We start from the raw sequence: 20,423 nt of genomic DNA, 5'->3' as shown, positions 1-20,423 counted from the left end.
ATGGAAATTAAATTGCCGGAAACCAAAGCAAACACGAAACGGACGAGCAAACTGGGCCGAAGCGAGTGGATTGAAGCGGCTTTCCGCCTGTTGACGGAAAGTGGCGTCACCTCCATCAATGTGGAGAAACTGGCCAAACGCCTAGGAGTCACCAAAGGCAGCTTTTATTGGCATTTCAAGGACCGCACCGAGCTATTGGAAGCGGTTCTGGACAAATGGCACGACCAATATGTCATCGCCAAAGTCGAACATATGGGCGGGGACGCCTATACCAGGCTGATCAACCTGCTGGATGTGGTGCCGCGCAAGCGGGGCTCGAAACATCTGGGCGGCTCCATGGAACTCGCCATGCGGTCCTGGGCGCGCTATGACGATGATGCGGAAAATGTGGTGGCCGACGTTGACCGCCTGCGTGTGAACTATGTTGCCGACCTGCTGCGCGAGCTGGGCTTCCCGGAAGAGGAGTTGGAAAGCCGTGCCTTCCTGATTTATGCCTATGTGATGTGTCAGGGGATCTTTTCTTTCGAAAAAACCGATGACATTTTGGAACGCATCCACAATACCTGCACCGACATCCTGATCCCGCGGGACTGATGTTGTGACCGCGCGCGAAAACTTCCTGATCCCGGTCGAGATAGCGGGCAAAAAACTGGCACTGGCCGCCTGCCGGGTCAGAAACAATGATCAGCCCCCCTCCGGCGCCCCGATTATCCTGCTGCACGAGGGATTGGGCAGCATTGCCCAATGGAAGGATTTCCCGGAAAAGCTATCCGCCGCCACCGGCCGCGAGATCCTGCTTTACGACCGCCAAGGCTATGGCCTCTCGCCCAAGCTGACTGAGGCCCGCCGTCCGGATTACCTGCATCGCTATGCCATGATCGAGCTGCGCCAGGTGATTTGCACGCTGGAACTGGATAAACCGGTTCTGTTCGGCCATTCCGACGGCGGCAGCATCGCACTTATCTACGCGGCCCATTATCCGGTCGCGGCCGCCCTCACCGCCGCCGCCCATGTCTTTGTCGAGGATATCTGCATCTCCGGCATCAAGGAGGCGGTCACGGCCTGGCAGGAAACGGACTTGCCCGGAAAACTGGCCCGCTATCACGGGGACAAAACCGAACAGATCTTCTTCGCCTGGGCTGACACCTGGCTTTCGCGGGAATTCCGGGATTGGAATATCGAGCCTCTGCTGGCTAAGATCACAGCCCCCCTGCTTGCCCTGCAAGGGGCAGAGGACGAATATGGCACCGACGCCCAGGTCCATGCCATCACCCGTCAAGTCAGCGGCCCGGCACGACCGCTGATCATTCCCAACTGCCGCCATATCCCGCATCTGCAGGCATCCGAACCGGTGCTAAAGGAAGCTTCCGCTTTCCTGGCTAAGATCTAGCCCGCCAAAGCATCACAGGTCATGCGCGGCACAAATTCCGTGATGGTATAGCGGGCGACAGCTGCCTCATGGAACGGATCCGCCTTGATCAGTCCCTCCACCGCCGCGCGGCTTGTGGACTGCGCCAGGATCACACCGCCGGTGCGCGGCACTTTCGGACCCGACGCCAGGAACAGCCCCTTGTCGTAACAATCCTTCAGGAAATCCATATGCCCCTCGATCAAGGGCTCCACCTGCTCCACGGGCACCACATATTCCAGATCCACAACAAACAGGGTCGCACCATCGGCCAGAACTGACATTTACCAATCCACTTTCTTCAATTGAAATCAATAAGATCAATCTACTGATAGGTGCGAAATGGCAACAGGGCCAATTGAAGCGGTTCTTCCCCCTTGAGATGGCTGGTCGGGTCACCTATATCGAAACAGCATAAACAGTCCCGTATCAACAAGTAATAAAGAGCATTCTAGGATCATGAGCGATACACAAACCAAATCCTCCGCATCGACGGAAACCATGGGCTTTCAGGCCGAGGTCGGCCGACTGCTGGACATTGTCGCCCATTCTCTTTATTCCGAGCGCGAAATTTTCCTGCGCGAGCTGATCTCCAACAGCGCGGATGCCTGTGATCGGCTGCGCTACAGCGCAATCGCCAGCCCCGACCTGACAAATGGCGATGTGGATTTTGCCATCGACATCACGGTTGATGCCGCCAGCCGCACCCTGACCATTGCCGATAACGGCTCCGGCATGGGCCGGGATGAATTGATCGGCAACCTGGGCACCATTGCGCGCTCCGGCTCTTCCGCCTTTGTCAGTGAGCTGAGCGGTGATTCCAAGAAAGACGTCAACCTGATCGGCCAGTTCGGCGTTGGCTTCTATTCCGCCTTCATGGTGGCGGAAAAGGTCGTGGTCAACAGCCGCAAAGCCGGCGAGGAAGAAAGCTGGCGATGGATCTCCAGCGGCCAGGGCAGCTTTGACATCGAGCCCGGCGAGCGCGAGACCCGCGGCACCGCCATCACGCTCCATATGCGTGAAGATGCCGGTGAGTTCCTGGAAGAGGACCGCCTGCGCCATATCGTCAAAACCTATTCCAACCATATCCCCTTCCCGATCCGCCTAACCGTGGCGGGCGAGCAGAAAGAAGGCGATGACGAAGCCAAGCTGCCGGAACAGGAACAGTTGAATGATGCCTCGGCGCTGTGGACCAAACCGAAATCACAGGTGACCGAGGAACAGCATAAAGAATTTTATCATCATGTGTCCCATGCCTTTGATGATCCGTGGCTAACGCTGCATTTCAAGGCCGAGGGCATGATTGAATATGGCGGCCTGCTCTATGTGCCGGGCAGCCGCCCCTTTGACCTGTTCCACCCGGAACGGGTTTCCAAGCTGAAACTTTATGTGAAGCGGGTCTTCATCAGCGATGAATGCGATGACCTGATCCCCAGTTACTTGCGTTTCCTGCGCGGTGTAGTGGATTCAGAAGATCTGCCCCTGAACGTTTCCCGCGAGATGCTGCAGAACAATCCGGTGCTCACCAAAATCCGTGCCGGCCTGACCAAGCGTGTTCTGTCCGAACTTGGCACCAAGGCGGAAAAGGAGCCGGAGGAATATGCGAAATTCTGGGAGAATTTCGGCATCGTCCTGAAAGAGGGCATCTATGAGACCACCGCCGACCGGGATCAGTTGCTGAAACTGGCACGGTTCGAATCCACGACCCAGGACGGCCTTGTCTCGCTTGCCGACTATATCGCCCGCATGAAGGAAGGCCAGGAGCATATCTACTACATCACCGGGGATTCCAAAGAGGCCGCCGCCCGCAGCCCGCAATTGGAGGGTTTTGCCGCCAAGGGGATCGAGGTCCTGTTCATGACCGACCCGGTCGATGAATTCTGGATCCCGGCCGTGCATGAATATGAGGGCAAGCAGCTTAAATCCGTGACCCGCGGCGGAGCGGATCTGGGCAATATCAAAGCGGCCCCCGACGCGGAAGACAAAAAGGACGAGGCCAAAAAGGAAGAAAGCGCGGATCTGGAGAAGCTGGTTGCCGCCGTCAAGGAAGCACTGGGCAACGCGGTTGCCGATGTCCGTTCTTCCGACCGCCTGACCACATCCGCTGTCTGCCTGGTGGCGGATGATAATGGCATGGATATGCATCTGGAGCGTCTACTGCAGCAGCATAAACAATTGCAGCAGGCCAGCCCGCGCATCCTGGAGCTGAACCCCTCTCATGCGCTGGTCACCGCCCTGGCCAAACAGGCGGAGAGCGGTGCGGACCTCTCAGACGCCGCCCATCTGTTGCTGGATCAGGCCCGGATCATCGAAGGGGAAACCCTGCCCGACCCGGCCGCCTTCGCCCAGCGGATGGCCGACGTGATGGCCAAAAGCTTCGGTTAAGGCCTATCAACAAGATGCAAGGGAGAAACGGCGGTTTTCCGCCGTTTCTTTTTTATCCTTGGTCCTGTTTGCTCATTCGGGTATGATAGGAGGACTATTCACGCGAGGGTTGAACCCATGGATGTTTCCGCCGCGGCCAGCGCCGCGCAACTGGCACAGATGGCCCAAAAAATCACGCTGAGCGCCGCCCAGGCCCAGCAGGTCCAGCAATTGGGCAAGATTGATGAGGCGCTGCAGGAAACCACCGAAGCGCTCACCACCGGCCTGAACAGTGCCGGGCGTTATGTGAATCTTTCCGTCTGAGATTCTTAATCGTTGGAAAAATATAACGGCCCAATGGGCCGTTTTTTGTTGGCCGAAACCCCTGCCATTTTAAGGCTCGCGCGTCAGTCCCTTGGCCTCCAGGTCCGCCAGATAGGCCTGCCAGCGGCGGTCATGGTCATGGCCCAGCTCGTAGAGATACTGCCAGCTATAGATCCCGGAATCATGCAGATCATCAAACTGGATCCGGACTGCATAACGCCCGACCGGCTCCAGGCCGATGATACCCACTTGGCGACGGCCGGACACGGTCACCTTCTGATCCGGATGATGGCCCTGCACTTCCGCGCTGGGGCTTTCCACCCGCAGATATTCCGCCGGCAGTTCGAAATGATTGCCGTCGTCAAAGGTAACTTCCAGGACCTGATCCTGCTTGCGATAGTGGATCTTGGTCGGAAAGCTCTTGGTGGAATAGAGATCGTCACCCATGGATGGGGTCAGTCCAGCTCATCCAGGGAAATCGCTTCATCAGGCAGCATAATCGGAATGCCGTCCCGGATCGGATAGGCCAGGCCTGATTTCTCGGAGATCAGCAATTGCCGTTCCCGGTCATAGCGCAGGCTGTTGCGGGTGCCGGGCTCTACCAGGATTTCCAACAGCTTGGGATCAATCTGTGTATCTTCGCTCATGGGTTTTATCTACCTTGCCAGCGCCAAAGCGTCTATCAGGAAAACAGGATCGCGGAGAGCTTGCGGCGACCTGCCACAGTAACCGGGTCCGCATGACCCAGCGCCTCAAAGAATTTCAACAGCTGCTGGCGGGCGGCACCATCGTTCCATTCCCTGTCAGCCGCGATGATATGCAGCAGGTGGTCAATGGCCACATCCGCGCGGCCGGTGGCGAAAACCGCGCTGGCCAGGCCCATACGCGCCTCATGATCATCTGCATCCGCATCAATGCGCGCCTGCAGCGCCTGCATCTCCGCCAACGCCCCCTCGCTTTCGCCAGCCAGCTCCAGAGCGGCTTTCAAGGCGGCCACTTTCTGGTCCTTATGGGTATCTTCCGGCAAAGTTTCAAAAAGCTGTTTTGCCGGTTCCAACTGACCCTGTTTCAACAGGCAGTCAGCAAAAAGCGTGATGGCCTCCACATTTTCAGGGGCGTGGGCTACGACCTGCTGCAAGATCGCCATGGCCTGTTCCATGTCATCTTCTTCCAGCAAAAGCTTGGCCTGCTCCAAGGCGGCTTCCAGCGGATCATCACCGCCCACACCGCCACTCATCTCAATCAGCTTATCGGTGAAGGTTTTAATCTGGCTTTCCGGCAGCGCGCCCATGAAGCCATCCACCGGGCGGCCGCCAAAGAAGGCAAACACCGCCGGGATCGACTGCACACGCAGCTGTTGGGCAATGCCCGGATTCTCGTCAATATTGATCTTCACTAGGCGCAATTTGCCTTTCGCATCATTGACGATCTTTTCCAGCACAGGCCCCAGCTGTTTGCAAGGCCCGCACCAGGGCGCCCAGAAATCCACGATTACCGGCACCTGCTGGCTCAGCTCCATCACGTCGGGGCCGAAATCCCGGTCGGTGGAATCCTTGATATAGTCACCGGTCGGCTGGGCTTCTCCGGCGGGCTGTTTCGGCGGCTGGATGCCAATAATCGAAGACATAGATATCGCTTTCGCTGTTTATTTGTTTCCGGTCCGATTGGATCGGACCTTACAAAGATTTGTTCACTGGGCCTGCGCTTCAAGGGCGGCCGCAGCAAAATCCAGGATCTGCGGTTCATACCCCTCCGCCTTTAAAAAGGCCAGCAAATCCTGCGTGCCGATCGCTGTAGTCTTATCATTACGCAAGGGATGGGCATGAACGGTCTCATGGTCGAGAATGCCCTTATCCAACACCACATGAACCCGGCGTTCCTGATCATTGAATACACAAAGCGGGGAAACGGAACCCGGGATCACCCCCAAAACCTCCATCAACAAATCCGCATTGCCGAAAGAGAGGTTGCCCGACGCCCCAATCAGATGGCGCAATTGCTTTAGATCCACCTGGCTGGTTTCCAAGGCGGTGACCAGAAACAGGTTTTTCTTTTTATCGCGCAAGAACAGGTTCTTGATATGCGCGCCCACCTGGCCTTCCCGGATCGCCTGGGCCTCTTCCACCGTGAAGACCGGTGCGTGACTGATGGTATCATGGTCCAGATCCAATTCATCCAGGCGGCGATACAGATCCTGATCTCGTTCGGTTCCACTCACGATTAAAAACCCTCTCATTTTTCCAGCCGAGCGCCGGTATTCCGTACAAAGTTTGCATATCCCATGCGGGGCACCTTGGAATATGCCCGCACGAAACCCGCAGAATCCATAGAAAAATCTGCCTCTCAAAAAAAGTTTCAAATTTTTGAAAAAAAGGGCTTGCCAGTCCGCCGCCAGCGAGTATTATCCGCGCCGTTCAGACGATGCGGGCGTAGCTCAGGGGTAGAGCGCAACCTTGCCAAGGTTGATGTCGTGAGTTCGAATCTCATCGCCCGCTCCATGAAGCCTCCAAGGGAAACCTTGGGGGCTTCTTTCATTTCCGTGCTATGCCCTACCCATAATCCCCGTCCGGCAAATTCTGCCTTCATATGCAGTTTCCATAAAAAACGCCCTTCGAAAACCGCTACCAAACAGCTGGCAATGAATTGAATTCGTTATAAAATCGACGGTCTGGCACGACTCCTGCTGATTATCCTCCCGAGAGACGAAAATCACAGAGGAGCAACTCTCATGCAGATCCAATTTGATAATGACCGGGAATTGCGGAGCTATCTGTCCAGTTACGGTTCCGATCTGGCAGACGACAGCCGCTATGGCGACGGCCGCTGGAACCGATTAGCCGGGGAAGCCAAAAAACTGTCTGACGATTTAAGCCTGGAACAGGATTGGGAGGATATTCCGCTGGAAAGCTGGGAACGCTGGTACGATCACTGAGATCTGCCGCCAACAAGATGTTAAGCGGCAAAGCAGGTCAGCGCGACGCGTATTGCAATTCTCCCGGCTGAGCAAGGAATTCAAACAATTCCTGTTCCTGCTCTGGGAGAGAGAATTCAACCGGTTCCGAAATCACCGACTGGCGTAATTCCGTCTCTTCATAGACCAGAACCAATTGAATGCGCCGGATCGCTTTGGCCAGGGCCAGCCATTGATCCCGGCTTCGGGACAGATCCTCGATATGGCCGCTGATACTCAAGATGGAATCCCGTTGAAAGCGGGCCTGAACAAACCCGTCGCCATAGGGCTCTCCCCGATCTTTCAGGCCGGTCTCAGGATAGTCATCCGCGTCATAGGATAGGCCCGGCATGACCGGCACAGGACAATCAGGATGCACCACATTGTCCGGACCAATCCAGCACCCGTAGATGCCGGCAGAGCTATGATCAAGTTGTCGGTAAGCCATTTTCCCCCCAGCATCCGAAACTCATGCAAATCAATGGTTGAGAAGAAGGGGGTTTAGATTTGCAGCCAGCAAAACCCCACTCAACCGAATAATGGGTGTCATTCTACCGCATTTTCGTCATTTTTCAACCATTAAGTGCGTTCATAAGAGGTTATTCTTTCCAATCTACACACGGATGGGTAGCGAAACGGTTAAGTCATTGCAAAACAGAACTGAAGACCAGAAACCCGCCCGCCACCAATGTGTAAAAGACCACTGAAAACATACCCAGCATCAAGATATTGAAGACAGCCCGGCCTGACCCGTAAGCCTCTTCAGCCTTGTGGCGATGTCTTGGCCGCCGTTCGCGCCCGGCGATGATCCGGATGTAAAACCAGCGCCCCGGTGCCGGAATGGAATAGCGCACATCCAGAGAATGGGTTGATGTCCAATCATCCGCGCGGGCATCTGCCGCCGCCTGTTTGATCGCCGCGCGCTGGGCGATGGATAATTCATCCGCACAGCCGCTTGGCAGGATTTTCAATACCCGCTCCCCAAAAGCCTGTGCGGCAGGTTCTATAACCGACATAACCTCACCTCCCGGTTCCAGCCCTCATGTTTTTCCCGCATGACTGATGCTCAAAAAGTATCACTAATTGAGTTAACAAAATAAAAATCTCCCGGCTGCTACTTTCAATTTTTTCAAGACAGGAATACCTTTAACCCAGAGGGCGGCCTTGAAGCGCGCCGGGAAAACCCGTCGTAAAACCCGCCCCGGACAGAAAAACTGGAATATGGGGAGAGGGCCTCAGCCGCTTATGAAACAGGCATGGCACCGTCTCGACATGTCTGCGTACCCGACTGAATTCCATCTCCGCGTTTCCCCCGCGGGAGAAGAATAAACATGACACAGCGGATTGATGCGCTGAAAACCGAGCTCTTGGAAAAAGTGGCCAGCCTGGTCTCCAAACGGATGACCGGCGCCAAAGCCAAGGCCGCACAGAGCTTTGTCGACCATTATTATGATAATGTCGCCCCCAATGATATGGCGGAACATGATCCGGAGGATCTCTATGGCGCCGCCATCTCCATGTGGACCTGGGGACAGACACGGGCTGCGGGCGAACCGAAAATCCGAGTCTATAACCCTCGCTATGACCAGCATGGCTGGCACTCTCCCCATACGGTGATTGAGATCGTCAATGACGATATGCCGTTCCTGGTGGACAGTGTGAATATGGAACTGAACCGACAGAATTTGACGGTCCATCTGGTGGTGCATCCGGTTTTTCATGTCACCCGCGATGACAAGGGCAAGACAACCAAACTGGTTGAGCCCGATAATAAAAAAGCCCCCGCCAATGAATCCTTCATGCATTTGGAAGTGGACGAGCAAACCCTGCCCGCCGCCCTGGAAGCCATTGAGCAGGGCCTGTTGAATGTGCTGGGCGATGTCCGCGCCTCGGTCGATGACTGGCAAAGCATGCGCGAGCGCGCCGCATCGCTGCTGAAAGAGCTGACCCCGCGAAAATTCAAGGGCGTGCCCAAGGAAAAGGTTGATGAAGCTCAGGCCTTCCTGCAATGGGTCTATGACGACCATTACACCTTCCTCGGCTATCGCGAGATTGATTATCAGGGCACCGGCAAGAATGCACGGCTGAAGGTGGTCAAAGACAGCGGCCTTGGCGTGCTGCGCGATCCGGAAGTTCCGGTTTTTGAAGGCCTGCGCAATCTGGGCAAGCTGCCGGAAGCGGTCCAGAAAACCATCTTCAAACCGGGCCTGGTCCGGGTCACGAAAGGCAATAACCGGGCAACCGTGCACCGGCGCGTCCATATGGACACCATCGCCTTCAAGAAATATGACGCCGACGGCAAACCGGTGGGCGAGCATCTGTTTGTCGGTCTGCTGACCAGTGCCGCCTATAACCAAAGCCCGCAGCATATACCGCTGCTGCGCCGGAAAGTGGAAGAGGTCATGGACCTCACCGGTTTCTCCCATGGCGGCCATTCCGCCAAGGCCTTGATGCATGTGCTGGAAAGCTATCCCCGCGATGAGCTGTTCCAAATCTCCGTGCCTCTGCTGAAGGAAATCGCGCTCGGCATCGTGCATCTGCAGGAACGCCAGAAGATCGCGCTCTTCCTGCGACCCGATCCGTTCCAGCGCTATATTTCAGCCCTGGTTTTTGTGCCACGCGACCGGTTCTCAACCACCCTTCGCCAGCGGATCGGCAATATCCTGGCCAAAAGTTTCGAAGGGTCCGTTGCCGCCCATTATACCTACATGTCTGACGAGGCGCTCAGCCGGGTTCATTTCATTATCAAAACGACCCCGGGGAAAGTGCCGGAATATGACCCGGCCGATGTTGCCAAGAGGGTCATGGAAACGGGCCGCACCTGGGAAGATGACCTGCGCCAGGCCTTGATCGAAAATCGCGGTGAAGAAACCGGTCTGATGCTGTATCGCCGTTATGCCGATGGTTTCTCCATTGCCTATAAGGAAAATTTCAACGTCCATACCGCGATCTATGATATCGACCGGATCGAAGAGGTGGTCTCTGGCAAGGGCATCGGGGTCAATCTCTATCGCCCGATCGAAGCGGAAGAGCACCAGCTGCGGTTCAAGATCTATAATTTCCAGAACCAGGTGATCTTGTCCGAGGTCATGCCGATGCTGGAAAATATGGGCGTCAAAGTGCTCTCGGAATCCCCCTATAAGGTGGATCCGACCGACAATGACCAGCATATCATCATCCATGATTTCACCCTGGAGACATCGGATAAATCGCCGATCAATTTCCATGCGATCCGCGATGCGTTCCATGAAAGTTTCCGCCGGGTCTGGAATGGCGACATCGAGGATGACGGATTTAACCAGCTGGTTCTGGCCGCCGGCCTCAATTGGCGCGATGTGGTTGTCCTGCGCGCCTATTCCAAATATCTGCGTCAGGCCTCCATCCCCTTCTCCCAGGAATATATGGAAGAGACGCTGGCCAAGAATGCCGATCTGGCCGCCGATATCGCCAAACTGTTCAAGGTCCGCTTCGACCCCGACGCCCAGCCCGAGGACGACACGGACGAAGACGGCAAACATCGCGAAGAAGGTTTGCGCAATGTCATTGATATCAAGCTGGATATGGTCGACAACCTGGACGAAGACCGGATCTTGCGGCGCTTCATCAATATTGTCGGCGCCACCTTGCGCACCAATTTCTACCAGAAGGACCAGGACGGACATTATAAACCCTATGTCTCGCTGAAATTTGCCAGCCGCGAAATTGACGAGATCCCCCAGCCGGCACCGCTGCGCGAGATCTTTGTCTATTCCCCGCGGTTTGAGGCGGTCCATCTGCGCTTTGGCATGGTTGCTCGCGGCGGCTTGCGCTGGTCTGACCGGCGGGAGGATTTCCGGACCGAGATTTTAGGCCTGGTCAAAGCCCAGCAGGTCAAGAATGCGGTGATTGTACCGGTGGGTTCCAAGGGCGGCTTTGTGCTGAAGAAAGCCCCGCCCATGGCCGACCGGGAAGCCTTCATGAAAGAAGGCATCACCTGTTACCAGACCTTCATCCAGGGCATGCTGGACATTACCGACAACCTGAAAGGTACCACCGTCATTCCGCCGGTGGATGTCATCCGCAAGGATCAGGATGATCCCTATCTGGTGGTTGCTGCGGATAAGGGCACGGCGACCTTCTCCGATTATTCCAATGCCATCTCGGTCAAGAATGATTTCTGGTTGGGCGATGCTTTCGCCTCCGGTGGCTCAGACGGGTATGACCATAAAAAAATGGGCATCACCGCCAAGGGTGCCTGGGAATCCGTCAAACGCCATTTCCGTGAATTTGGCCATGACACCCAGTCCCAGGATTTCACCGTGGTCGGTGTTGGCGATATGGGCGGTGACGTGTTCGGCAACGGCATGCTTTTGTCCGAACATATCCGCCTGGTCGGCGCCTTCAACCATCTGCATATCTTCATCGACCCCAACCCGGATGCGGCCAAGACCTTTGCCGAGCGCAAACGTCTGTTTGAAGAGGTTAAAGGGTGGGATGCCTACGATACCAAACTTATTTCCAAGGGTGGCGGCATCTTTAACCGGTCGGCGAAATCCATCGAACTGACCCCGGAAATCCGCAAGCTGCTGAATGTAGAAGACAAGGCGCTGCCGCCCAACAAACTGATCAGCGCGCTTCTTAAAGCGCAGGTGGATCTCCTGTGGTTTGGTGGCATCGGCACCTATATCAAGGAAAGCGACGAGACCCATGCTGATGCCGGTGATCGCGCCAATGATTCACTCCGCGTCAATGCGGCGGATCTCAACTGCAAGGTCATCGGCGAAGGGGCCAACCTGGGGGTCACCCATCGTGCGCGGATTGAGTTTGCACAGAAGGGCGGGCGCTGCAATACGGACGCCATAGATAATTCCGCCGGTGTTGACTGCTCGGACCATGAGGTCAATATCAAGATCCTGCTGGGCGATGTGGTCGGCAATGGCGACATGACCGAAAAACAGCGCAACAAGTTGCTGGTCGCCATGACCGATGAGGTTTCCTCTCTGGTGCTGCGGGACAATTACCAGCAGACCCAGTCCATTTCGGTCACGCATCTGCGCGCCGCCAGCGAGCTGGACCGGCATCAGCGTCTGATCCGGTCGCTGGAACGGGCCGGGCATCTGGACCGGAGCCTGGAATTCCTCCCCGATGACGAGGAAATCGGCGAGCGGCTGCAGGCGCAAAAGGGCCTGACCCGGCCAGAACTGTCGGTGATCCTGGCCTATGCCAAGAATGTCACCTATCAGGAATTGCTGGATTCCGACCTGCCGGATGATACTCTTTTGTCCGAAGACCTGATCCGCTATTTCCCGGAGCCGCTTCGGGTCAAATATTACGCCAATGTCCTGACCCACCGGCTGCGCCGGGAGATTATCGCCACCGTTGTCACCAACTCGATGATCAACCGGACCGGACCGAGTTTCGTCAACGAGATGAACCTGCGCACCGGCATGTCCAGCCCCGAGATCGCACGGGCCTACACCATTGTGCGGGAAGTCTTTGGCATGCGGGAGCTATGGAACCAAATTGAGGAATTGGACAATATCGCTGATTCCTCAATCCAGTATCTGATGCTTCAGGAAACTGGTCGGACCATCAACCGCATGACCGAATGGTTCCTGCGCAATGAAGATCACCCGCTGGATATCTCACGCAATATCGAGACCTACCAGTCCGGCGTGCAAACCCTGAAAGAACATATGGAGAGTATCCTCGGCCCGGTGGCGCTGGATAATATGTATAAACGGACCGAACGCTTTAAGAAGAAAGGCGTGCCGGATGAACTGGCCCAGGCCATCGGTCAGCTAAAGGTGCTTTCTTCCGCCTGTGACGTGGTGCGGCTTGCCGCCAAGGCCGATCAGCCGGTCAAGGAAGTGGGCAATACCTATTCCGCGGTCGGCGCACGTTTTGGCATGGATTGGCTGCGGTCTGCCGCCAACCGGATCCCGGCATCAAGCCAATGGCATCGCATGGCGCTTGGCGCGATCATTGATGATCTGTGGGGATTGCAGACCGACCTCACCGCCAGAATCCTCAGCCATGGCGATTCCGGTTGTGACGCCATCGACGCCTGGATCGCCAAACGGGCGGAATCGGTGGAGCGGGTGGACCAGCTGCTGGGCGAGCTCGGTAACCTGCCACAATTGGATCTGGCCATGCTGGCGGTTGTCGGACGGGAACTTCGTAATCTTGTTGTCGGATAATTGCCATAATCTGGCTATAAGTATGACAACAAATAAACGAACCAGGAGTCTTTGAATGACACAAACCACTCAATTCCAGGCGTTCCGGGGGGCCAGAACAGTGGCCATCCTGATCGGCCTGGCCATCGCCAGCCCGCTGATCGCCTCATGCGGGCCGCCGATCGCGGCCATCGAAATGGCGCTTGAGGACCGGACCGGTGAACAGATTGCCGCCGATGCAGAGCTGAAAGCCGGCCTGATTGCCGATGTGAATAATCGCATGACCACCAAACTGGCCGCCCTGCTCACCTTCGACGTTTATGAAGGCAATGTGATGATCACCGGCGAAGTGGAAAGCCGCGATGACCGGATCAAAGTGGCCGAAGTCGTCAACAGCCATCCCGACAGCAAAACCGTTTATAACGAGCTGCAGGTGGTGGACCCGGATGCGGAAAGCAATCTGGTCGACGATGTGGTGATCAAGCAGAAATTTTTTGGCAAACTGGCCACCACTGCCGGTGTCACCCAGTCCAACTGGCGCTACCAATCGGTCAACGGCACACTGTATCTATTCGGCCGGGCGCTCAGCCAGGCGGAAATGAACAAGGTTGTTGCCATTGCACGGGATACGGAAAAAGTCCGCCGGGTGGTGAACCACGCCTTTGTCCGGGCGAAATAACACCAAACCTGTCAGTCTCCATCTTTTCCCTAAAACGGGCGGCTATATTAGCCGCCCGTTTTATATACCGCATTTGGTGTAGACGATGTATTTTACAACCTGATACTAGGATCGCATTCTACTATTCATTAACCACATGCAATCCTTTGATTTTTTCTTCCGGCACAGTCCTTGCTAACACTCACTGCGGGGACAGAGCTGTTTAACGCTCTAGGAAGACAATGAAAAAACTAACTTACCTGCTCTTTTCCCTGATGATGACCAGCGCTGGATTGACCGGCAAGGCAACCGCCGGCGTGATCATCGGAGACAGCGACTTACTCAACGACAGCCACCTGACCCAGCTGGAAAACTGGCTTGGTGAAGGTCCGCTTGCCCTGACCAGCATCTATCAGCAACAGGATAGCGACCGTGCCACCGATTGGCATGACGCAGTTGACAATCGGGTCCGCAGCTTCACCCTGATCGAAATAAACCTCGGTGCCCAAACCATGTTGGTCGGCGGATACAACCCCTATTCCTGGGATGCCAGCCTCAGGACTTACCGGTTAACCCGCGATGAAGCTGATCGCACCGCCTTCATTTACAACCTCTCCCTGGGGATGAAACTGGATCAGGATCTGACCACCAGCTACGGTCGGTTCCAGACCTTTAACAGCCTGCAACTCGGCCCCGCTTTCGGTGTCGGCATGGATCTGCGCGTCACATCTGATCTCAACTATCTGAGCAGTAACCTAGGATACAGCTATGGCGATGTTTCCCGGCGCGGTGACAATGATTATGCCGAATCCTTTGTCGGCGGCCATCGCCGCATCGCGGTTAGTAAAATCGAGACCTTTACCATTGCACATCACACACACACCGATGTCACCGCCCCCGGTTCCCTTGCCCTGATGGGCCTGGGGCTGATGGGCCTTGCCATGCGCAGGAGGGAAAAACGATGAAGAAACTGCAAATCTTATCTGCAATCGGTTTTCTCGCCACCGGTTATCTGGCCACCCCCGCAACCGCAGCCGTGATTGCAGGCGGCAGTGACCTTTTAAGCAGGGCAGATGCCAATCAGTTGGAAATCTGGTTGGACATGGATGACCTGACCCTCACGAACATCTATACAAAGCACCAACATCACACAGGCCTGAACTGGCATGCCGCTGTTGACAACAAAGGTCCGACTTTTGTGATCATGGAAGTGATTGCCAACGGAAAGAGCATGACTTTAGGCGGATACAATCCGCAAAGCTGGAATGCGGCCATAAACGGAAATGTCATGACCCCGGATCCTGCCGACCGCACGGCCTTCATTTTCAATCTGACCACCGGTGTTCGCCATAGCCAGAATAAGGATACCAGCGGTGATGATTATGGCGCTTATCAAACCTATAATCATCCTGTCTCCGGGCCTCGTTTCGGCATCAACGGCACTGACTTCGGTCTGGTCGGACTGAACTGGGGAGACGGTGCGCTCGGTTTTTCCTATGGTGACTCCGAGTTGACCCGCCAGGATACGATCGACTTTTTCGGCACACGGGGCCGTTTTGACATCGGCCGGCTCGAAACCTTTGCCATCGCCCCCCAGGAAGTGCCGGAACCCGGCACCCTGGCTTTGATCGGTTTTGGCCTGATCGGGCTTGGCGTGTTTCGGCGACGGCGAAGATAGGGCCGGTCTGTTGCATCAGAGCGGCAGAATGCCGCTCTTTTGCCTGGGCATGTCGTTAGCCTTATCCTTTTGGCTCTGATACGCTTGTAGCATAGCGGTATTAACAACAGGTCCGAAAGGAAGAGAGCATGCTTGCAGAAGAATCAACCTTGGGGGAACGGATCGAAAGTGCCCGGCTGGCCAGGGGCCTTTCCAATTCTCAGCTGGCACGCCGGATTGGTGTGAAACCGCATACCCTGCAAAACTGGGAACGGGACAAAACCGAACCGCGTTCCAACAAGCTGGTTGCGCTGTCCGGCATTCTGGGTGTACCGCCCATTTGGCTGCTGGAGGGTGGCAAAGCACCGATCGAAGCCGTCACCCATACTCAGTTTCATGAAACAGCGGATCTGGAAAGCAAGCTTGCGCGCCTGCAAAAAATGCATGAACGCATGACCCAGCTCACCTTCGAAATCGTGTCCGAAGTGAACCGTTTAAAAAATACCCTGGAACAGGAACGCCAGGATTCCCTCTGATAAACTGCTAGAGTTTTCCCTCCCGCCCGATCGCCGGACTGTCCTGTTTGGCCGGGCGGGATACCGATCCCAAACCGGTTTCTTCCTGCAATTTCTTTACCGTTTGTTTACCATTTGCCGCCATGATGACAGCGGGTATGGTGCGGCTGATAACCACTTGAAAAATAACGGTATATTTCATGAAATTCTTGATCGGCCACAAAGTGAATGCCGCGCTGTCCGGCATTGTCCTGATGATTGCCGGACTGGCAGCCTATACAGAAATCCAAATCGCAGCCCTGATTCCCGAAATTGAAACGGAAGTGAATGAGGTCCGGGAGGTCCGGGATCTTGCCTATCCGCTTGCCATCGAGGCCGAACGGATCCGGTTCCATGTGGTTGAGGTCCAACAATGGCTCACAGATATTTCAGCGACCCGTGGCCAGGACGGCCTGAATGATGGCTTCGAAAAGGCAGAGGAACATGCAACGGCCCTGCGCGCTGTCCTCGAAAAAGCCAAAGGCCACGCGATCGAGCTCAACCTGTCAGAAGAAATTGAGATCCTGAACCGTATCGAGCGGGCCTTCCCGCCCTATTACCAAGCCGGCAAAACCATGGCCCAGGCCTATATCGACGGCGGACCGGAATCCGGCAACAAGATGATGGGCGATTTCGACAAGGCCGCCGAAGCCATCAATGGCGAACTGGACCGGTTCAGTGTCGCGATCACCGATTATGTGAACAAGATCATCAATGACAGCGTCTATCATTCCGAACATATCCTGGAGAGTCAGCAATCGCTCGCCCTCATCTCCCTGATCATCTCGGTCGTCATTGTTCTGGTGGTGATTGCGGTTTGCCTCTATCTCAATTTCGGCATCATCCGGAAATTCATCCGCCTGACAAATTGCATGGACGAGATTGCCGGCGGCCGCCAGGATCTGGATATACCCTATATCCACCACACCGATGAGATTGGCTCCTTCGCGGGATCCCTCCAACAATTCCGGGACAATGAGGCCGAGAAAAAACGACTGGAGGAAGAAAACAGAAACCGCGAAAAGCAGGCAAAATCAGAGCGAGAAGCTGCGGTGCGCAACATGGCCGATACGGTGGAAAAAGAAGCCGCCGCCGCCGTGGATTCAGTCTCCAAGACCTCCGACTCGCTTAATCAACTGGCCGGGGAAATGGCCTCCTCCTCAACCAAGGTTCAATCAGAATCGGCGTCCGTCGCCTCTGCCGCCGAAGAAGCCCTGGTCAATTCCGAAACGGTGGCCAGTTCCGCCCAACAGCTTTTCTCCTCCATTCGGCATATCGCCGGCCAGGTGGAACATGCCGCCGAAGTTGCCGGCAAAGCCACCTCTGAGGCCGACAAAACCCGGGGCGTCATTGAAGGCATGGCCGATGCGTCCAGTAAAGTCGCCGAAGTGGTCGGGCTGATCTCCGACATTGCCGAGCAAACCAACCTGCTGGCGCTCAACGCCACCATCGAATCTGCGCGCGCCGGCGACGCGGGCAAGGGTTTCGCCGTGGTCGCCAATGAGGTTAAGGCATTGGCCAACCAGACACAGAAAGCCACCGGTGAAATTTCCGCCCAGATCACTGAAATGCAATCCATCACCAAAGAAGCGGTGACCGCCATCGGCTCCATCCTGGAAATCATCGAGGAAATCAGCGATTCCAGCCGGACCATTGCCTCTGCCGTCGACCAGCAGCAATCCGCCACTGGCGAGATCGCCCGCAATGTCCAGGAAGCCGCCGCCGGGGCCCGTGAAGTGACCGAACGGGTCGCCGATGTATCCAGTGAAGCCAAGCAGGTCGATCAGCGTGCGGAAACCGTGCGCGATACCATCGCATCCCTAACCGATAATATCTCCGGGCTGCGCAACTCGATCGTACGATCGCTGAGAACCGCCACACCAGAAGTGGATCGCCGCCAGCGCGATGTCGAGGTGCAAAACGACCGGCGCGAATGTCAATCCGGCTGATTAGCCGGCTTTCGGGCCAGGACGGTGAAGGTGTGCCAGTGTTTCTCGCGCCCTGCCACCGTCTGGCCCGCCTCATCCCGGATATGGAACATCTCAATCTCCAGCCCCTGCAAAAAGGCCCGCGAAGCCTCTTCGGTGAAAGAAGCCATCGCCCGGCATTCATCCGCAACCCAGCTGTCCCTCACGCCCAGGAAATCACCACAGAAATATCCGCCAGGCTTCAGCGCAGATTGGATCCGGCCCCAGACAAGGTCAAACTTGTCGGCCGGGCAGAAATAGAGGCTGGCCCAGGCCAGGACCAAATCCGCTTTTGGATAATCGAACCCGTCAAAACCGCAATGGCGCAGCGTCAGCCGGGGATGACCCCCAAACCGCACCCGGCACAGATCAATAGAGCGCTGTTCCGCATCAAAGGCATGAACGCTAAACCCGTTTTCCAGCAGATGGGAAAAATCCCGGCCGGACCCACAACCCATATCAATTGCGGTCTTCTCAGGACGGTCCGCCAGCCGGGCCGCCAGCTTGACAGTAAGCGGCCTTGGCGGAAAATCCGCCACCGACTGGTAATAGGTATCCCAGCTATGGCCGGTCACAGTTCGGCACTCTCAAGGCGCATGGTCAATGCCGTGGACTCTCCCGGCGCCAGCGTAACCAGTCCATGGTCCGGCCAGTCCGGATCCCCCATGCGATTAATCGCATCGGTCATATGGGTCACCGGTTCAACACAGAAATAATCGCGGCCCTCGGGGCTGTAGAAAATGACATTGCGGGCATTTTGGCTGGCGGTGATGATGAGGCGGCGCCCCTCATCGGGCCAGGTGATCTCGGCCACCCCGTCCCAGCCGTCAAACCCATCGTCAAATCCTTCCGGCACCGGCCCGCCGGAGGTCAGCAATCCCAAGATAGGATGAGTCTCATCGCGCGCAACCGGGATACAGCCCTCGGCCTGATGCATGGCGGTCAGCCGCATCTTCAGCTCGGCCCCACTGCCTTTCAAAAAGAAGGGATGAAACCCCAGCCCTGCCGGCATCGGTCGGTCGGACCGGTTTTCGACGCTCAGTTTCATGGTGACACCTTCAGCCTCCAGGCTGAATTCCTGGTGGGCAATATAGTCCCAGGGCCAGTCGGATACCGGATGCTCATAACAGAGAATCACGCACTCTTCAGTGATTTTTTCCACCTGCCAGGCATTCTGCCAGCCATGGCCGTGAATGGCATGGGGCTCGGGCTTGAAATTTCGCTCCAGCTGAATCTCCCGCCCCTGCCAGAGAAATCGGGCATCACAAATCCGGTTGGAAAAGGGCACCAGCGGATAGCTGGCACAACTGCGATAATTATTCCCCTCCAGCGGTCGCAAGAGATTCACGCCGTCAAAGCGGAGGAAACTGACACATCCGCCCAGGTCCGGCCGGAGCCCAAGGCTCATACCATCTTTCTTCAAGATTATTTCAGCCGTCATATCCACCCCTTACCCAACTTTTTGATCATGCCAATTGATTCACCGCCCGACGGCAACAGGCAAGCGAATTTGTCCAATCTGTCAGGAACCACCCATATTCCTGGCCAGGATTCGGTTGTAGGTACCATCCCGCCGCATTTCGTCGAGAGCCGATTGCAGCCGTATAGCCTTTTCCCCCATTGTCTGGCGGCTAATGGCCAGAAAATAGTGATAGCGCCCGGAGAGCTTGACCAGCCTTTCAAAGGACCCTGGCGGCAGATTCTGGCGGCTGAGCGCATGGGCCACTTCCAGGGGCAGGAAGGGCGCAATTTGCGCGCGCGCATGCAGCAGCATCTTGATCTTGGATTCAATGCTGCTGGTCTCAAAAATATGGTTGCGCTCCCCATAGCCGCCATCCAGCAACAGTTGATGATTGGCCGATTGCGCCACCACCACCATGTTATACCCTTCCAGATCCTCCAGGCTGCGCACCTTCACAGTCTGATCATCGGCCCGCCGATATAGCCATTGCTCACGCGGGTAAATGGGACCGACCCACTGGAACATCTCTTCACGTTCTTCCGTGCGCGTCGTGGTCAGCAGCAAAATATCCGGCCGGGTTTGGGCCAGGAGATAGGCCCGTTTCCAGGGCAGCACCCGGAAACGCCCGCCTTTGGCATGGAAATCGGTGCGATGGAACATTTCGCGCACCAGATCGACCGCAAAGCCTTTGAGCTCCCCGTCTTCAACATAGTTAAAAGGGGGGAATTCCTCCGCCAGGACCTCTAACCTACGGTCCTCCGCCAGAGCCTGGGAAAGCGGAAATAGGAAAAACGCAACGGCACAGGCCAAGGTTTTGGCCAGCAAACGATCCGGAATCACGCCTGTCCTGTATATGCACATTTCACTTTTCCGCCTTTTCAAAAGCGTTTCATTCTAACCTGATCCTCCTAACGTTTCCTT

General features: G+C 56.0%; 22 protein-coding genes and 1 tRNA gene. 12 read left to right on the top strand and 11 right to left on the bottom strand.

Annotated features, from left to right (window positions below; translation table 11 throughout):
- The first annotated feature begins 12 nt into the window (after positions 1 to 12).
- Both DFP90_RS10500 and DFP90_RS10495 read left to right on the top strand, forming a co-directional pair.
- Entirely contained in the window at positions 13 to 594 is a 582-nt protein-coding gene (locus tag DFP90_RS10500) for a TetR/AcrR family transcriptional regulator (protein ID WP_181905291.1), read from the top strand.
- A 4-nt stretch (positions 595 to 598) separates the two neighbouring features.
- Positions 599 to 1,390, top strand: coding sequence for an alpha/beta fold hydrolase (locus DFP90_RS10495; RefSeq protein WP_115936414.1), 792 nt, complete (start codon positions 599 to 601; stop codon positions 1,388 to 1,390).
- Here DFP90_RS10495 and DFP90_RS10490 read toward each other — a convergent pair.
- Positions 1,387 to 1,692, bottom strand: coding sequence for a YciI family protein (locus DFP90_RS10490; protein WP_115936413.1), 306 nt, complete (start codon positions 1,690 to 1,692; stop codon positions 1,387 to 1,389). The two genes, DFP90_RS10495 and DFP90_RS10490, sit on opposite strands and share 4 nt — an antisense overlap.
- Before the next feature lie 175 nt (positions 1,693 to 1,867).
- Here DFP90_RS10490 and htpG point away from each other — a divergent pair, with 175 nt between their 5' ends.
- Both htpG and DFP90_RS10480 read left to right on the top strand, forming a co-directional pair.
- Entirely contained in the window at positions 1,868 to 3,793 is a 1,926-nt protein-coding gene (htpG, locus tag DFP90_RS10485) for a molecular chaperone HtpG (RefSeq protein ID WP_181905290.1), read from the top strand.
- A 117-nt stretch (positions 3,794 to 3,910) separates the two neighbouring features.
- Positions 3,911 to 4,096, top strand: coding sequence for a hypothetical protein (locus DFP90_RS10480; RefSeq protein WP_115936412.1), 186 nt, complete (start codon positions 3,911 to 3,913; stop codon positions 4,094 to 4,096).
- Between the two features lie 69 nt (positions 4,097 to 4,165).
- On the opposite strand, the gene DFP90_RS10475 is transcribed toward DFP90_RS10480, so the two are convergent.
- From DFP90_RS10475 to DFP90_RS10460, 4 genes are all read right to left on the bottom strand, one after another.
- Positions 4,166 to 4,543: a gamma-butyrobetaine hydroxylase family protein gene (locus tag DFP90_RS10475; protein ID WP_115936411.1), complete on the bottom strand. Its 378-nt coding sequence runs from the start codon at positions 4,541 to 4,543 to the stop codon at positions 4,166 to 4,168.
- An 8-nt stretch (positions 4,544 to 4,551) separates the two neighbouring features.
- Positions 4,552 to 4,743, bottom strand: a complete 192-nt coding sequence (locus tag DFP90_RS10470) for a Trm112 family protein (protein ID WP_115936410.1) — start codon at positions 4,741 to 4,743, stop codon at positions 4,552 to 4,554.
- Positions 4,744 to 4,778: 35 nt separating this feature from the next.
- Positions 4,779 to 5,723: a thioredoxin family protein gene (locus DFP90_RS10465; RefSeq protein WP_115936409.1), complete on the bottom strand. Its 945-nt coding sequence runs from the start codon at positions 5,721 to 5,723 to the stop codon at positions 4,779 to 4,781.
- A gap of 63 nt (positions 5,724 to 5,786) precedes the next feature.
- Positions 5,787 to 6,314, bottom strand: coding sequence for a prolyl-tRNA synthetase associated domain-containing protein (locus DFP90_RS10460; RefSeq protein WP_245957031.1), 528 nt, complete (start codon positions 6,312 to 6,314; stop codon positions 5,787 to 5,789).
- Between the two features lie 205 nt (positions 6,315 to 6,519).
- Between DFP90_RS10460 and DFP90_RS10455 the strand changes: the two genes are divergently transcribed.
- Positions 6,520 to 6,594: transfer RNA gene (locus tag DFP90_RS10455), tRNA-Gly, on the top strand.
- A gap of 230 nt (positions 6,595 to 6,824) precedes the next feature.
- Positions 6,825 to 7,028: a hypothetical protein gene (locus tag DFP90_RS10450; protein WP_115936407.1), complete on the top strand. Its 204-nt coding sequence runs from the start codon at positions 6,825 to 6,827 to the stop codon at positions 7,026 to 7,028.
- Between the two features lie 37 nt (positions 7,029 to 7,065).
- Here DFP90_RS10450 and DFP90_RS10445 read toward each other — a convergent pair whose 3' ends face one another.
- Both DFP90_RS10445 and DFP90_RS10440 read right to left on the bottom strand, forming a co-directional pair.
- Positions 7,066 to 7,494, bottom strand: a complete 429-nt coding sequence (locus tag DFP90_RS10445; protein WP_115936406.1) for a hypothetical protein — start codon at positions 7,492 to 7,494, stop codon at positions 7,066 to 7,068.
- A 196-nt stretch (positions 7,495 to 7,690) separates the two neighbouring features.
- Entirely contained in the window at positions 7,691 to 8,062 is a 372-nt protein-coding gene (locus tag DFP90_RS10440) for a hypothetical protein (RefSeq protein WP_115936405.1), read from the bottom strand.
- A gap of 315 nt (positions 8,063 to 8,377) precedes the next feature.
- Here DFP90_RS10440 and DFP90_RS10435 point away from each other — a divergent pair, with 315 nt between their 5' ends.
- The 5 genes from DFP90_RS10435 to DFP90_RS10415 all read left to right on the top strand — a co-directional run bounded on the left by DFP90_RS10435 (position 8,378) and on the right by DFP90_RS10415 (position 16,055).
- Positions 8,378 to 13,225: an NAD-glutamate dehydrogenase gene (locus tag DFP90_RS10435; RefSeq protein WP_115936404.1), complete on the top strand. Its 4,848-nt coding sequence runs from the start codon at positions 8,378 to 8,380 to the stop codon at positions 13,223 to 13,225.
- Between the two features lie 55 nt (positions 13,226 to 13,280).
- Positions 13,281 to 13,883, top strand: coding sequence for a BON domain-containing protein (locus DFP90_RS10430; RefSeq protein ID WP_115936403.1), 603 nt, complete (start codon positions 13,281 to 13,283; stop codon positions 13,881 to 13,883).
- A gap of 221 nt (positions 13,884 to 14,104) precedes the next feature.
- A complete protein-coding gene (locus DFP90_RS10425) occupies positions 14,105 to 14,827 on the top strand; it encodes a PEP_CTERM-anchored TLD domain-containing protein (RefSeq protein WP_115936402.1) in 723 nt (240 codons plus the stop codon).
- A complete protein-coding gene (locus tag DFP90_RS10420; protein ID WP_115936518.1) occupies positions 14,824 to 15,540 on the top strand; it encodes a PEP_CTERM-anchored TLD domain-containing protein in 717 nt (238 codons plus the stop codon). The genes DFP90_RS10425 and DFP90_RS10420 overlap by 4 nt, the downstream gene beginning before the upstream one ends.
- 128 nt (positions 15,541 to 15,668) lie before the next feature.
- On the top strand, positions 15,669 to 16,055 hold the full coding sequence (locus tag DFP90_RS10415) for a helix-turn-helix domain-containing protein (RefSeq protein WP_115936401.1): 387 nt from the start codon (positions 15,669 to 15,671) through the stop codon (positions 16,053 to 16,055).
- Positions 16,056 to 16,062: 7 nt separating this feature from the next.
- Here DFP90_RS10415 and DFP90_RS22825 read toward each other — a convergent pair whose 3' ends face one another.
- On the bottom strand, positions 16,063 to 16,236 hold the full coding sequence (locus DFP90_RS22825) for a hypothetical protein (protein ID WP_181905289.1): 174 nt from the start codon (positions 16,234 to 16,236) through the stop codon (positions 16,063 to 16,065).
- On the opposite strand from DFP90_RS22825, the gene DFP90_RS10410 reads away from it, so the two are divergent.
- On the top strand, positions 16,235 to 18,022 hold the full coding sequence (locus DFP90_RS10410; RefSeq protein WP_115936400.1) for a methyl-accepting chemotaxis protein: 1,788 nt from the start codon (positions 16,235 to 16,237) through the stop codon (positions 18,020 to 18,022). The genes DFP90_RS22825 and DFP90_RS10410 overlap by 2 nt on opposite strands.
- Here DFP90_RS10410 and DFP90_RS10405 read toward each other — a convergent pair.
- From DFP90_RS10405 to DFP90_RS10395, 3 genes are all read right to left on the bottom strand, one after another.
- Positions 18,010 to 18,615 (bottom strand): class I SAM-dependent methyltransferase, encoded by a 606-nt coding sequence (locus tag DFP90_RS10405; RefSeq protein WP_115936399.1) that lies wholly within the window; start codon positions 18,613 to 18,615, stop codon positions 18,010 to 18,012. The two genes, DFP90_RS10410 and DFP90_RS10405, sit on opposite strands and share 13 nt — an antisense overlap.
- Positions 18,612 to 19,448, bottom strand: a complete 837-nt coding sequence (locus tag DFP90_RS10400) for an aldose 1-epimerase (protein ID WP_218044634.1) — start codon at positions 19,446 to 19,448, stop codon at positions 18,612 to 18,614. Before DFP90_RS10400 ends, DFP90_RS10405 begins: the two co-directional genes overlap by 4 nt.
- Before the next feature lie 114 nt (positions 19,449 to 19,562).
- Positions 19,563 to 20,363, bottom strand: coding sequence for a substrate-binding periplasmic protein (locus DFP90_RS10395; protein WP_115936397.1), 801 nt, complete (start codon positions 20,361 to 20,363; stop codon positions 19,563 to 19,565).
- Positions 20,364 to 20,423 lie beyond the last annotated feature (60 nt).

The sequence above is a fragment of the Aestuariispira insulae genome, assembly GCF_003385955.1.
GTDB classification, from domain to species: Bacteria; Pseudomonadota; Alphaproteobacteria; order UBA8366; family Aestuariispiraceae; genus Aestuariispira; species Aestuariispira insulae.
Note: the sequence above shows the minus strand (reverse complement) of the source record. Positions and strands in the feature narration are given on the sequence as shown.

What these genes read in the sequence shown, in the direction of transcription:
- DFP90_RS22825 (WP_181905289.1), bottom strand. Translation starts at nt 16,236, where the DNA reads ATGAAATATACCGTTATTTTTCAAGTGGTTATCAGCCGCACCATACCC.
- DFP90_RS10475 (WP_115936411.1), bottom strand. Translation starts at nt 4,543, where the DNA reads ATGGGTGACGATCTCTATTCCACCAAGAGCTTTCCGACCAAGATCCAC.
- DFP90_RS10400 (WP_218044634.1), bottom strand. Translation starts at nt 19,448, where the DNA reads ATGAGCCTTGGGCTCCGGCCGGACCTGGGCGGATGTGTCAGTTTCCTC.
- DFP90_RS10490 (WP_115936413.1), bottom strand. Translation starts at nt 1,692, where the DNA reads ATGTCAGTTCTGGCCGATGGTGCGACCCTGTTTGTTGTGGATCTGGAA.
- DFP90_RS10430 (WP_115936403.1), top strand. Translation starts at nt 13,281, where the DNA reads ATGACACAAACCACTCAATTCCAGGCGTTCCGGGGGGCCAGAACAGTG.
- DFP90_RS10440 (WP_115936405.1), bottom strand. Translation starts at nt 8,062, where the DNA reads ATGTCGGTTATAGAACCTGCCGCACAGGCTTTTGGGGAGCGGGTATTG.
- DFP90_RS10480 (WP_115936412.1), top strand. Translation starts at nt 3,911, where the DNA reads ATGGATGTTTCCGCCGCGGCCAGCGCCGCGCAACTGGCACAGATGGCC.
- DFP90_RS10395 (WP_115936397.1), bottom strand. Translation starts at nt 20,363, where the DNA reads ATGTGCATATACAGGACAGGCGTGATTCCGGATCGTTTGCTGGCCAAA.
- DFP90_RS10465 (WP_115936409.1), bottom strand. Translation starts at nt 5,723, where the DNA reads ATGTCTTCGATTATTGGCATCCAGCCGCCGAAACAGCCCGCCGGAGAA.
- DFP90_RS10410 (WP_115936400.1), top strand. Translation starts at nt 16,235, where the DNA reads ATGAAATTCTTGATCGGCCACAAAGTGAATGCCGCGCTGTCCGGCATT.
- DFP90_RS10420 (WP_115936518.1), top strand. Translation starts at nt 14,824, where the DNA reads ATGAAGAAACTGCAAATCTTATCTGCAATCGGTTTTCTCGCCACCGGT.
- DFP90_RS10415 (WP_115936401.1), top strand. Translation starts at nt 15,669, where the DNA reads ATGCTTGCAGAAGAATCAACCTTGGGGGAACGGATCGAAAGTGCCCGG.
- DFP90_RS10435 (WP_115936404.1), top strand. Translation starts at nt 8,378, where the DNA reads ATGACACAGCGGATTGATGCGCTGAAAACCGAGCTCTTGGAAAAAGTG.
- DFP90_RS10450 (WP_115936407.1), top strand. Translation starts at nt 6,825, where the DNA reads ATGCAGATCCAATTTGATAATGACCGGGAATTGCGGAGCTATCTGTCC.
- DFP90_RS10470 (WP_115936410.1), bottom strand. Translation starts at nt 4,743, where the DNA reads ATGAGCGAAGATACACAGATTGATCCCAAGCTGTTGGAAATCCTGGTA.
- DFP90_RS10425 (WP_115936402.1), top strand. Translation starts at nt 14,105, where the DNA reads ATGAAAAAACTAACTTACCTGCTCTTTTCCCTGATGATGACCAGCGCT.
- DFP90_RS10445 (WP_115936406.1), bottom strand. Translation starts at nt 7,494, where the DNA reads ATGGCTTACCGACAACTTGATCATAGCTCTGCCGGCATCTACGGGTGC.
- htpG (WP_181905290.1), top strand. Translation starts at nt 1,868, where the DNA reads ATGAGCGATACACAAACCAAATCCTCCGCATCGACGGAAACCATGGGC.